Here is an 11,169-nt window from a genome sequence, read left to right as displayed (position 1 = left end):
GTTTGAGGTGTGGTTCAGCCACATGTTTGTGCAGTCCGATCTGGCACGCGACAGCACCAGCTCGGGCGATGCGCTGATCTTGCGAGCCCCCCGAGGTGGCGACGTGCAGGTGCTGGCGAAACTCTCGGTCACCGGATCAACCTGACCAGCGCCTGCTGATGCTGGCGGCAGATCGCGCTCCCGTGCACCGTGGTGCACGGGCCATCGGACTACACGCTGGCGATGCCCTGGGGCGTATCCTGAAGATTCCCAGCCCTGCCAGATACCCCGGCGCGGCGCACACCCAGGAGCCGCCGATGACACCGTCCCACACACTGGGTGAACCCGCAGCCTGCAGGCCCCATCGCTGAGAGCTGCTATGGCCTTCCTCTCCAGCGCCCCCCGCCTTACCACCGCGTCCAACGAGCCAGCGCGATGGCCCGCGAATACCGGCGCGCCCTTGGCGCAGGCAATACCAGGCAGCCAGCGTGGTGTTCGCATGGACCTGCAGATTGACCTGCGCTACGAGATCGACAGCTACGGCGCCGATTTCGTGTTCAACATCCACGCCGCACAAACACCCCACCAGATAGTCCACAACGAGCGCCTGGTGCTCAGCCAGGACATTCCCCACCAGATCCACACAGACCCTGCGACGGGTAACCGCTATCTCCGGCTGCATGGCGAGCCCGGCATGCTGGAGCTGACCTACAGCGCTACGGTGGACATCCGCCACCACCGTGCCGACCCCACCCAACTGGCCGAGGTGCCTGTGCGGCACTTGCCGCCGCATGTGATGGGCTACATCTACCCCAGCCGATATTGCCAGTCTGACCGCCTGCTGCGGCTGGCACTGAACGAGTTCGGCGCCTTGTGGCAGGGCCACAGCCGCGTGCAGGCTATCCGTGACTGGGTGAATCGGCATGTGGCGTTCACGTCCAACACCTCCAACTCCAACACTTCGGCCGTCGACACGCTGGTGGAACAGGTCGGGGTGTGCCGGGATTTCGCCCACCTGATGATTGCACTGTGCCGCGCCGTGAACATTCCGGCCCGCTTCACCACTGGCACCGACTACGGTGCCGACCCAGCGCTGGGCCCGCCGGACTTTCATGCCTACGTGGAGGTGTATCTGGGCGACCGCTGGTATCTGTTCGACCCTTCGGGCACGGCCATCCCCATGGGGCTGCTGCGGTTTGGCACCGGCCGAGATGCCGCCGACGTGGCGTTTGCCACCATCTTTGGCGGAGTGCGGGCACAGCCCCCCACCATCCACACCCGCGCGGTGGAGGACCCTGCCCAGGGGTGGGTGCTGCCGCACCACTGCGCCGAGGCGCTGTCCACCGACCAGGGGACCTCGTACGGGGCGCGTTTCGTCGCGCAATAGGGAGCTTGACCTTCCGTCTGGCGCCTCTGGCGGGGGCGGCAGAAAGGTCTGTTGGCCATCCCTGATTGCGGCTGTGGCCTAATATGCCCCTTTCTCCACTTTCTCAGAGACCTACCATGGGCAACAAGATCGTCACCGAAGCAGACCGCAAGCGCACCCCCCAACCCAAGCCAATGCCCGGCGTGACGCTGAACACCCCTGGCCGTGGTCAGCGTGTGAGCCTGGAGCGTGGTGTCGCCACGCGCAGCAAGAAGAACCCTGGCAAGCGCTCGCGCAAGGGCGGCTGATCAGCCCTCCGGGGGCGCTGCGGCGCCCCGCCAGCACCCACAAAAAAAGCCCTCGTCTGAGGGCTTTTTTTTGGGCGATACAGCCGTTTATTGCAACGGGGCCGGCATGGTTTCCACGTGGCCTCTGGCGGGCAGGATGATGTGAAACGCTGCACCGCTGGCCGGAACGTTCTCGGCAAAGATCCGCCCGCCCATGGCCTCGACGATCTTGCGGCAGATGGCAAGGCCCAGGCCCGTGCCCCCAGATCCATCCTTGGTCTTACTGGACTGCACAAAGGCCTCAAAAATGCTCTGCAGCTCTGAAGGAGGGATGCCCGGGCCCTCATCCCGCACGACCAGATGCGTCTGGCCCTGCGGGTCCGCGTAGCCCTCCAGGGTGATCGTGCTGCCAGGCGGCGAAAACTTGATGGCGTTGGCCACCACGTTGCGGATCACCTGCTGAAACCGCAACGGGTCGGCCTTGGCCACCAGCGGAAGGTCAGGCATTCGAAAATCCATCATCAGGTGGCTGCGTTCCAGCAAAGGCTCCAGCTCGCGGATCACCGGACGCACTACGCCGCGCAGGTCGATGCGCTCCATGTGGAACGTTCCCACTGTGCTTTCCAGCTTGGACACTTCCAGCAGGTCGTTCACCAGCGTGAGCATGCGCTGGCCAGCGGAATGGATGTCTTCAAACATGCCCGCCAGCTTGGGCTGCGCGCGACCACGCAGCATGCCCAGTTCGGCAAAGCCCAGAATGGACTGCAGCGGCGTGCGCAGCTCGTGGCTCATGTTGGCCACAAACTCCGACTTGGTGCGGGATGCCTCCTCGGCCGCGTCACGCGCCTCCCGGGTGGCGCGCTCGGCCTCACGGAACTCGCTCACATCCATCAGGATGGTGAGCACACCGGTGACTTGGCCGTGCTCATCGGCAATGGCCGCCTTGGCCAGGCGCGTGTCGCGGCGCGATCCGTCGCCATGGCGCACCTGGGTCTCGACCAGGGCTCGCCCCCCCCAGCGCAGCAGCTGCTTGTTGGCCGACTTATGTACGTTTGCCTCGTCTGGCGGCAGGCACTCGTCAAAGGCCTTGCCCAACACGGCGGTGCGAGTACGGCCTTTGTATTCCTCCCAGGCCTTGTTCACGCGCACAAAGCGGTTCTGGGCGTCAGTCACAGAGATGGGCAGCGGATTGGTCTCCAGCAGCAGATCCTGAAACGCAATTTGGGCCTGTAGCTGTTGTTGGGCCATCCAGCGCTTGGTTTCGTCCACCGCGCTGCCCGCAAAACCAATCACACGCCCGGCAGCCACCAGAGGCACCACTGCCACCTGGAACATCATCTCCTTGCCCTCGGCAGAGCGGGACACCACCTGGCATACCCGCACTCCATCCGGCGACCGGGGGTCGATGGCCCGCGCCACATCATTGCGGCTTTGTGGCTCGACCAGGTCGTGCAGACGTTTGCCAATGGCACGGTCAGGCGCCGTGCCCGTCATCACAGTCCAATGGGCATTCACATAGGTGATCACGCCCTGCGCATCGGTGCGGAAAATCAGCTCTTGCACGCTGCGCATCAGCACCGACAGATCCCGCTCGTTGCGGGCAATGCGGGCCTGTGCAGCGTCAATAGCCAGCCGCGCCCGCTCACGGGTGCGCAGGCCACGCCACACGGCAAAGGTCAGGCCCAGCACCAGGGCCACCAGGGCCAGGCCAATACCGATCAGCGCGCGGGCATCCGCCAGCCAGCTCTGCACGGCTGTTCGGTACGAGGTCTCGACCACCACCACCAGCGGCATGGCGGCAGAGGCCCGAAAACTGACGATCTGCCGCTCGCCCAGCACACCCACACCCAGGTAGGTGGCGTGCTCCTGCCGGGGCAGGAACTGGCTGAAGACGGGGATGTTGTTCACCCGCGTACCTGCCAGAGCAGCTGCGGCCCCCGAAGTGGCCAACACCTGGCCGCTGTACGAGGTCACCACCGAGTCAAAAACCTCGGACTCCAGCGTCAGGTGCTGAAAGTTGGACAGCGAGTCGGGATTGACCAAAGCCACCAGCACCAGCGCCTGCCCTGCTTCGTTCTTGTAGCCGTGCATCACAGGAATAAAAGCGACACCCGCAGGAGCCGCCGCCGCTGCGCCTCCCAGCCGCACACTTTGCAGGCTACGGCCCGGTGTGAGGCCGCCCTGAACCGTCCGCCCCACGGCCACCAGAGGGCCGAGCTTGGCCAGGTCCACAAAACTCTCGGCATCGCCGGGCTGGGTGCTGGCGACCACTCGCCCACCAGCGTCCACCACGGCCAACCCCCGAAGAAATGAAAGCGYCGCCAGCGCCTGGCCCAGGGCGTCCTGCATACGCCGGGGTTCCGAGGCCACCGTCGTGAGGGCTGGAGACGTGGCCAGCGACTCCAGCGCCAGTTCGGCCGTCTGCATGGTGCGCGTGGCCTGATCCTCCAGCACCCGAGCCAGCATGGCGGCATGGTTCTGGTGGCTGGTACGCACCGTGCGAAAGTCGTTCACGGCCAACGCGCCGACGGCCACCAGTGCCGCCAATGCCGACAGCCCTCCGGTGATGAGGACCAGATGGCTGGTCTGCGACACCCACGTGCGCAGCCTGGTCCAGACCGAAGGGAGCGCCTGGAGGTCGGCCATATCAGCGCACCACGATGGCGTTCAGGCCATTTTGAGAGGCCGCGCGCTGCAGGCGGCCGTCGGCCTTGATGCGCGCCACAAAGGCATCCACCGTAGCCAGCCAGGCGGCATCGCCGCGCTTGACTGCATAGCCATAGGGCAGCACCGAAAATGGTTCGGGAGACTCGATGAGCCGGGCCCAGTCGGCGTTGTCCATCATGCGCCGGCTGTAGGGATAGTCGGTCATGAACACGTCAATGCGCCCGGCAGTCAGTTCGCGCTCGCGGGTGGTGGGCAGCTGGATGCGCACCAGCGTGGCCTGCTTGAGGCGCTGGGCCATGATGGGTTCCATGAACGTGCCTGCCTGCACCCCCACCAACACACCCGGCTTGTCAATGTCGGCCCACTGCTTGATGACCGTATTGGATTTAGTGGTGATGCCGTAAATGTCGCTGCGCATGTAGGGCTGGGTAAAAGCCAGCTTTTCCATCCGCTGGGGCAGCATGCCGATGGCAAACATGGCCACATCGCAACGTTCCTGGTTCAGGTCGTCAATGAGGGTCGGAAAAGAAGAGTCCACATATTCGACCCTGGCCTTGAGGTCGCGCGCCAGCTCGGCAGACAGGTCGATGTCGATACCCCCGAGTTGCTGTGTACGCGGGTGCCTGTAGGTCACGCCGTAGTAGTCCGGCCAGACACACACACGCAACACCGACTGGCTCTGGACCCGCTCGGCCACAGGCCCCGCCAGCGCGCTGGTCGCACACACGGCCAGAGCCACGCGGGTGACGGTCAACGCCCACGGTTTCAGCCACTGCATCATTGTCATCATCATTGAGAATCCTTGGATCAATAACACCACCGTGCCCGCAGTGGCCTGCCGCTGAGCGGTCAGAAAAAGGGGATCAGGGCGCGTCGATCAGTGCATCAAAAGAGGGACATTCCTGCGTGATCTTGCAACGTAGCGCATCCATGGCTTCAGCATGCGCCAAAAACGTGTCCACGATCACCGGGTCGAAAGCACGGCCGCGCTCGGCCGCCAGCATCTCCAGCGCCACCGGGACCGCGAAGGCGGGGCGGTACACCCGATCCATGGTCAGCGCGTCAAAAAAATCCACCACGGCGGTGATGCGGCCCGACAAAGGAATCGCCTCGCCCGACAGGCCCGCCGGGTAGCCTTGGCCGTCATAGCGCTCGTGGTGCGTGAGCGCCACCTCGGCCGCCATGCGAAACACTGGAATGTGCGAACGCCCCAGGATCTCGGCACCCATCGCGGCGTGGCAGTTCATGGTCTGGCGCTCTTCTGGGGTGAGCTTGCCGGGCTTCTTGAGCACGCTGTCGGGGGTGCCGATCTTGCCGATATCGTGCATGGGCGCGGCCTTGCGCAGCATGCGTGCGTAGCCCACCGTCTGCCCCAGAGCCAGGGCCAGGGCCTCGGCCAGGTATCCAATGCGCACGATGTGTACGCCGGTGTCATCGTCCTTGAGGTCGGCCGCAGCCGACAGGTGCAACAGTGCGGCGTGGTGCGCGCGGGTGACCTCGCGCAGGGCTTCATTCCGCTCTCGATACATGCGCCCGAAGTCGCGCACAAAACTCTCCATCTGAGCTGCAGCAGCCTCATCAAAGCAACGTGCATCGATGGGCTGCGCCAGCAGTTCGTGCTCGGGTCGAGGCACGGAGGTCACAGCGCTGCCTCCATGCGGTAGATGGTTTCCAGAACCTGCAGAGTGCTGAAGGGCTTCATCAGGTAATCGTCGGCTCCCGCCGCGAAGCCTGCCGCCCTGTCGTCCGACTGCACCCGGGCCGTCAGCATGATCACCTTGGTGTGGCGCATGTCCGGGTCGGACTTGATGCGGCGGCAAACATCCAGGCCGTTAAGGGTGCCCGGCATCATCACATCCAGCAGCACGATGTCCGGCTGCAACTCACTGGCCAGCAGCCAGCCCGCATCACCCGTAGCGGCTTCGTGGATCTCAAAGTCATCAAACTCCAGCGTCATCTTGAGCAGTTTGCGGATATCGATGTGGTCTTCGACGATCAGGATCTTTTTCATGGCGGTAGCCTTTGTGGGGCCGGGAATAGGCTTGGAATACAAAAAAACACGTTTTAACGTGATTTCTTGCCATTGATTGAATCATATCAATCATTTTTATCAAATGCAAGTCGAGTAAAAATTAAAATTAGGAGAAAATGTGCGATCTATGCAATCTGACAATTCCCTCGCGGAGCACGCCATGGCCGACCACTACACCACGCTGGAAGTCGCCAAGATGCTGGGCATGGCCGTGCGGTCGGTCCAGCTGATGGTGGACCGCAACGAACTTGAGGCCTGGAAGACCCCTGGCGGGCACCGCCGCATCTCGCGTGCATCGGTGGAACGCTGGATGACCGCCCATGGCGCCGGTGGCGCTGCCCAGGCACCCGCCGTCGGCGCTCCAGTCGCCGCCCGCGCGCCCCTGGCCGCACCGGTGGGACCAGCCAAAGGGCGTGCACCACAAATCCTGCTGATCGAGGACTCCATCCATTTCCAGAACCTCGTGGGCCTCATCGTGCAGCAGCACCTGCCAGGAGTGCAGCTGCAGGTGGCGAACGATGGCATCACCGGCCTTGCGCTCTATGGGCAGATTCAGCCCGAGGTGCTGATCGTGGACATCCTGCTGCCAGGCATCGACGGCGCCACCCTGATCACCACGCTGCGCTCGCACCCCCAATTTGCGCGCAGCCACCTCATCGTGGTCACCTCGCTCGACGAGCAACAGCGCGAGCCGTATGCATTTGCCTTGCAGGGTGTGAAGGTGATCCACAAGCCCCGGCTGGTGGCCGAGTTACCCAGCGCTCTGGCCGCGTGCATTCCGCAGGCACAGGTACCCGCATGAGCAGGCCCAAGGTCCTGCTCGTGGAAGACGACAGCTCCATCGCACGCTTTGTGCAGATGGCGCTCGAGGAACTTCCCATCGAGCTGGTGACCTGCGCCAACGTGCCTGACGCCATGCAGGCGCTGCATGCGGGGGGCGTGGAACTCATCATCACGGACCTCATGCTGCCGGGCGAGTCCGGCATTGACCTGGTACAGCGGCTGCTGCAAGAGCCTGTGCACGAAAGCCGAATTCCGGTGGCGGTATTCAGCGCGGGCCTGACGCCGCCAGTGCGCGAGCAACTCCAGGCCATGAAGGTGTGGCGCATGCTGTCCAAACCTGCATCGGTGGCAGAGCTGGAGGCCTGTGTAACCGATGCGCTGGCGCTGGTGGCGGATACCCCTGCCAATGCGCCAGTCACAACAGCCACGCCTGCCGATGAAGCGGCCGACGATGAGGCTAAGGCCATTGCCACCCACTTTGCGGGCGACGAGTTTCTGTTCAAGGCCTACCGCGCCAGTTGCCTGCAGCAGTTCCCCGCCGACGTGCGGCAAGGTGACGCGGCCAGCGCAGCGCAAGACTGGCCGGCGCTGCGGCGCCTGGCTCACAGCCTGGCCACCGTGCTGCTCACCCTGGGCCACCCGACCCAGAGCGTGCGCGCCCGCCAGCTGGAAAACGCAGCCGCCCAGTCTGCCGCAGAGACATGCCAGGAACATTGGCGCATGCTGCGCGCTTTTCTGCTGCAGCTCTGATCCAACCCCAGCAGCGCGGCTGGCTGAACACCCTTGCCTCGAAGAGCCCCGATGGCGGGCGATTGACCCACCCCATCGCCTTCTCCGGAAGGCGAATGTGAAGACCCATGAACAAGCCGGGGTGGGCTCATACTTCTGAAACATAACCATTCAGAGCAAAAAATAACCAATTGGTCTAATATAGAAACAATTGGTTTCAATCGCCTCAGATGCGGTGTGAAGCTCTCCTCCACCCCCGTCTCAGGCAGCTCTCCATGGACCCCAACGTCGTTTCCGAATACCGCCCCCACCTTGTCGCCATCTCGTTCGCATTGGCGTTCATTGGTTCATTGATCGCACTAATGGTCACACGCCGCATCCGCCACAAGGACGGATCGCTCAACCGCGCAGCGACTTTGACGGCCGGCGTGGCGCTGGGCGGCATTGGGGTGTGGTCCATGCACTTTGTGGGCATGGTGGCGCTGCGGCTGGATGTGGCCAGCAGCTACGGCATCGTTGAAAGCGCGGTGTCTCTGCTGGCGGCCGTGGGCTGCACCTCGGCTGCACTCATCGTGGTGTCCAAGGCACCCCGGGAACTGACACGGATTCTGGGCGCAGGACTGCTGCTGGGCCTGGGTGTGGCGGGCATGCACTACCTGGGCATGTACGGCATGAAGATTGGCGGCTACATCCACTGGGACCTGCGCACCGTGGCGCTGTCGGTGCTGATTGCGGTGGCAGCAGGCACGGCTGCCCTGTGGCTGGCCTTCAACACCCGCCGCCTGGGCGGCCGCGTGGGGGCCGCCCTGCTCATGGCCACCGCCGTGTGCGCCATGCACTACACCGGCATGGGCGCGGCCGAGTTCGTCTGCACCACCCCCAACCGCTTTGCCACCGTGCAGGGCGTCGGGCTGGTCAGCTCGCTGGGCCTCGGCCCCATCGTGGCCGCCTGCGCATTTGCCATGGCCGTGCTGATTTCGGTGGATCTGTATGTGCAATGGATGCAACGCTCCATCGGCCAGCAGCGCCGCCGTACGGCCTGAGCCAGACGGCACCCGCGCAAAACAAGGGCTGCACCAGGGTGCATTCGGCCCACTCTTCAATAAGATGGCGACCATGATCACCCTGCACCACCTCGAAACCTCGCGCTCGCAACGCATTCTCTGGCTGCTGGAAGAGCTGGGCGTGCCCTACGAGCTCAAGATCTACCCGCGCGACAAAGCCACCAAGCTGGCCCCGCCTGCGCTCAAGGCCATTCACCCCCTGGGCAAGTCGCCAGTCATCACCGATGGTGTGGAAGTGATTGCCGAGTCGGGCGCCATTATCGAATACCTGGTGGACACCTATGGCGAACAGGCCCGTGGCGACCTGGCCCACCTGCAGCCAGCAGCCCGCACCGCCGAGCACCGCCAGTGCCGCTTCTGGATGCACTACGCCGAGGGCTCGCTGATGAACTGGCTGGTGATGAAGCTGGTGTTCAAGACCATCCCCACGCAGCCCATGCCGTTCTTTGTGAAGCCCATTGCGCGCGCCCTGTGCGGCACGGTGCAGCAAAAGCTCATCGACCCCAACGTGGACACGGCGCTGGCGTTCATTGAAGAGCACCTGGGCACCCACCGCTGGTTTGCGGGGGAGCACCTGACCATGGCGGACTTTCAGATGAGCTTTGCGGTGGAGGCGCTGATGTCACGCGCCAACGACGCAAGCCGCTGCCCGCACCTGCAGGCCTACCTGGAACGCATGCACGCACGCCCGGCCTACCAACGGGGCATCGCCAAGGGCGGCCCGGTGGTGATCGAGGCCTGAACGCACGCTACCTCCATGTCTCGCTACGCGATTCTCTTCGTGTGCATGGGCAACATCTGCCGTAGCCCCACAGCCCACGGCGTGTTCCGCCACAAAATCACCCACAGCGGCCTGGCGCACAGTGTGGTGGTGGACTCGGCAGGCACGCACAACTACCACCCCGGCGAGCCGCCCGACACCCGCACCCAGCGCCACGCGGCGCAGCGCGGTTATGACCTTTCGGACCTGCGGGCCCGGCAAATCATTGATGCCGACTTTGCCCGCTACGACCTGATCCTGGCCATGGACTGGGACAACCTGGCCCTGGCGCAGGACCAATGCCCGCCCGCACATGCGCACAAGCTGCGGCGCATGACGGAGTTCTGCCTGCAGTTCGACAGCCCGGTGGTGCCTGACCCGTACTACGGCGGCAGCCAGGGGTTTGAGGAGGTGCTGGACCTGGTGGAAGACGCCTGCGAAGGGCTGCTCAGGCACGTGCAGCGGCAACTGCAGGCGCAGGCGCAGGAACCCAAAGCCCGGCACTGACCTGACAGCGTGGCTACCGCACTCCGCACACCAGAGCGCCGGGGTCGTTGTGCGCCTGCTCGCGGTCGTTCTTGGCCTGGGCCACTTCCATGTCGCGCGGCAGGGTCACGCCGTTCTTCACGGCCAAAATTTCGGCCATCACGCTCACTGCAATCTCGGGCGGTGTCTTGCTACCTATGTAGATGCCAATGGGCCCGCGCAGGCGCTGCAGGCTGGCTTCGGTCTGGTCAAAGTGCTCGATCATGCGGGCGCGCCGCGCCTCGTTGTTGCGGCGCGAGCCGATGCCGCCCACGTAGAACGCCTCGGTGCTCAGCGCCTCCAGCAGCGCCAGGTCGTCCAGCTTGGGGTCGTGCGTGAGGGCCACCACGCAGGTGCGGCGGTCGGGCTTGAAGGCCAGCACCACATCGTCGGGCATGTCACTCACCACGGTGGCACCCGGTACGCTCCAGCTGCCCCGGTACTCCTCGCGCGGGTCGCACACCGTCACGGCAAAGCCGTTGAACAAGGCCATGGTGGCCAGGTACTCGGTGAGTTGCCCTGCACCGATCAGCAACATGCGGTACTCGGGCCCGAAGGTGTTGGTGAGCTGCTGTGCATCCACCTTCAGATCCTCGGGTGCCTGCGCAGGCGCCAGGGTCACGGCGCCATCGGACAGGCACACGGTGCGCTGCACCAGGCGCCCAGCGGCCAGCTGGGCAATCAAATCGGCCAGCAGCGCGGGATCAGGGTCGTATTCCAGCAGCAGCTCCAGCGTGCCGCCACAGGGCAGGCCAAAGCGGTGGGCCTCGTCGGCGCTGATGCCGTATTTGACAAACGATGGCGGCCCGCTGGGGATGCGGTGCTCGGCACCGTCTGCCGCAGCGCCCGCCTGGGCATAAGCGCGGGTGTGGCGGTCGATCAGGTCGTCYTCAATGCASCCGCCCGACACCGAACCCACCACCSSGCCGTCTTCGCACAGCGCCATGATCGAGCCCACCGGCCGTGGCGACGAGCCC

12 protein-coding genes are annotated in these 11,169 nt (G+C 64.5%); 7 read left to right on the top strand and 5 right to left on the bottom strand.

Annotated elements, in window-relative coordinates; genetic code table 11:
- The first annotated feature begins 478 nt into the window (after nt 1-478).
- Both AC04MI_RS19920 and AC04MI_RS19915 read left to right on the top strand, forming a co-directional pair.
- Nucleotides 479-1,366: a transglutaminase-like domain-containing protein gene (locus tag AC04MI_RS19920; RefSeq protein ID WP_146869604.1), complete on the top strand. Its 888-nt coding sequence runs from the start codon at nt 479-481 to the stop codon at nt 1,364-1,366.
- 116 nt (nt 1,367-1,482) lie between these two features.
- Nucleotides 1,483-1,653 carry a hypothetical protein gene (locus AC04MI_RS19915; protein WP_008902830.1) on the top strand — a complete coding sequence of 57 codons (171 nt, stop codon included), beginning with the start codon at nt 1,483-1,485 and terminating at the stop codon, nt 1,651-1,653.
- Between the two features lie 87 nt (nt 1,654-1,740).
- On the opposite strand, the gene AC04MI_RS19910 is transcribed toward AC04MI_RS19915, so the two are convergent.
- From AC04MI_RS19910 to AC04MI_RS19895, 4 genes are all read right to left on the bottom strand, one after another.
- The gene (locus AC04MI_RS19910) at nt 1,741-4,278 is read right to left on the bottom strand and encodes a PAS domain S-box protein (RefSeq protein ID WP_476498507.1); all 2,538 of its coding nucleotides are present in this window, start codon (nt 4,276-4,278) and stop codon (nt 1,741-1,743) included.
- Between the two features lies 1 nt (nt 4,279).
- Nucleotides 4,280-5,092 carry an ABC transporter substrate-binding protein gene (locus AC04MI_RS19905; protein WP_476498506.1) on the bottom strand — a complete coding sequence of 271 codons (813 nt, stop codon included), beginning with the start codon at nt 5,090-5,092 and terminating at the stop codon, nt 4,280-4,282.
- Between the two features lie 70 nt (nt 5,093-5,162).
- Nucleotides 5,163-5,858 (bottom strand): HD-GYP domain-containing protein, encoded by a 696-nt coding sequence (locus AC04MI_RS19900; protein ID WP_260668210.1) that lies wholly within the window; start codon nt 5,856-5,858, stop codon nt 5,163-5,165.
- Between the two features lie 80 nt (nt 5,859-5,938).
- Nucleotides 5,939-6,310, bottom strand: a complete 372-nt coding sequence (locus AC04MI_RS19895; RefSeq protein ID WP_056066973.1) for a response regulator transcription factor — start codon at nt 6,308-6,310, stop codon at nt 5,939-5,941.
- A gap of 148 nt (nt 6,311-6,458) precedes the next feature.
- Between AC04MI_RS19895 and AC04MI_RS19890 the strand changes: the two genes are divergently transcribed.
- From AC04MI_RS19890 to AC04MI_RS19870, 5 genes are all read left to right on the top strand, one after another.
- Nucleotides 6,459-7,133 (top strand): excisionase family DNA-binding protein, encoded by a 675-nt coding sequence (locus AC04MI_RS19890; protein ID WP_260668169.1) that lies wholly within the window; start codon nt 6,459-6,461, stop codon nt 7,131-7,133.
- Nucleotides 7,130-7,864: a response regulator gene (locus AC04MI_RS19885; RefSeq protein WP_476498505.1), complete on the top strand. Its 735-nt coding sequence runs from the start codon at nt 7,130-7,132 to the stop codon at nt 7,862-7,864. The genes AC04MI_RS19890 and AC04MI_RS19885 overlap by 4 nt, the downstream gene beginning before the upstream one ends.
- A gap of 254 nt (nt 7,865-8,118) precedes the next feature.
- A complete protein-coding gene (locus AC04MI_RS19880; protein WP_476498504.1) occupies nt 8,119-8,886 on the top strand; it encodes an MHYT domain-containing protein in 768 nt (255 codons plus the stop codon).
- A 73-nt stretch (nt 8,887-8,959) separates the two neighbouring features.
- Complete coding sequence (locus tag AC04MI_RS19875) at nt 8,960-9,649, top strand: glutathione S-transferase family protein (RefSeq protein ID WP_476498503.1); 690 nt, start codon at nt 8,960-8,962, stop codon at nt 9,647-9,649.
- A 15-nt stretch (nt 9,650-9,664) separates the two neighbouring features.
- A complete protein-coding gene (locus AC04MI_RS19870) occupies nt 9,665-10,174 on the top strand; it encodes a low molecular weight protein-tyrosine-phosphatase (RefSeq protein WP_476498502.1) in 510 nt (169 codons plus the stop codon).
- Nucleotides 10,175-10,187: 13 nt separating this feature from the next.
- Here AC04MI_RS19870 and AC04MI_RS19865 read toward each other — a convergent pair.
- A partial coding sequence (locus AC04MI_RS19865) for an XdhC family protein (protein WP_476498501.1) occupies nt 10,188-11,169 on the bottom strand: 982 nt, incomplete at its 5' end.

Source organism: Acidovorax sp. LjRoot204 (assembly GCF_056175785.1).
The sequence above is the reverse complement of the archived record's forward strand: the minus strand, read 5'-3'. Positions and strand labels throughout refer to the sequence as shown.

Bases quoted from the DNA above. Each gene is read 5' to 3' on its own strand.
- AC04MI_RS19915 (WP_008902830.1), top strand. From the start codon at position 1,483: ATGGGCAACAAGATCGTCACCGAAGCAGACCGCAAGCGCACCCCCCAA.
- AC04MI_RS19880 (WP_476498504.1), top strand. From the start codon at position 8,119: ATGGACCCCAACGTCGTTTCCGAATACCGCCCCCACCTTGTCGCCATC.
- AC04MI_RS19900 (WP_260668210.1), bottom strand. From the start codon at position 5,858: ATGGAGAGTTTTGTGCGCGACTTCGGGCGCATGTATCGAGAGCGGAAT.
- AC04MI_RS19885 (WP_476498505.1), top strand. From the start codon at position 7,130: ATGAGCAGGCCCAAGGTCCTGCTCGTGGAAGACGACAGCTCCATCGCA.
- AC04MI_RS19920 (WP_146869604.1), top strand. From the start codon at position 479: ATGGACCTGCAGATTGACCTGCGCTACGAGATCGACAGCTACGGCGCC.
- AC04MI_RS19870 (WP_476498502.1), top strand. From the start codon at position 9,665: ATGTCTCGCTACGCGATTCTCTTCGTGTGCATGGGCAACATCTGCCGT.
- AC04MI_RS19890 (WP_260668169.1), top strand. From the start codon at position 6,459: ATGCAATCTGACAATTCCCTCGCGGAGCACGCCATGGCCGACCACTAC.
- AC04MI_RS19875 (WP_476498503.1), top strand. From the start codon at position 8,960: ATGATCACCCTGCACCACCTCGAAACCTCGCGCTCGCAACGCATTCTC.
- AC04MI_RS19905 (WP_476498506.1), bottom strand. From the start codon at position 5,092: ATGATGATGACAATGATGCAGTGGCTGAAACCGTGGGCGTTGACCGTC.
- AC04MI_RS19895 (WP_056066973.1), bottom strand. From the start codon at position 6,310: ATGAAAAAGATCCTGATCGTCGAAGACCACATCGATATCCGCAAACTG.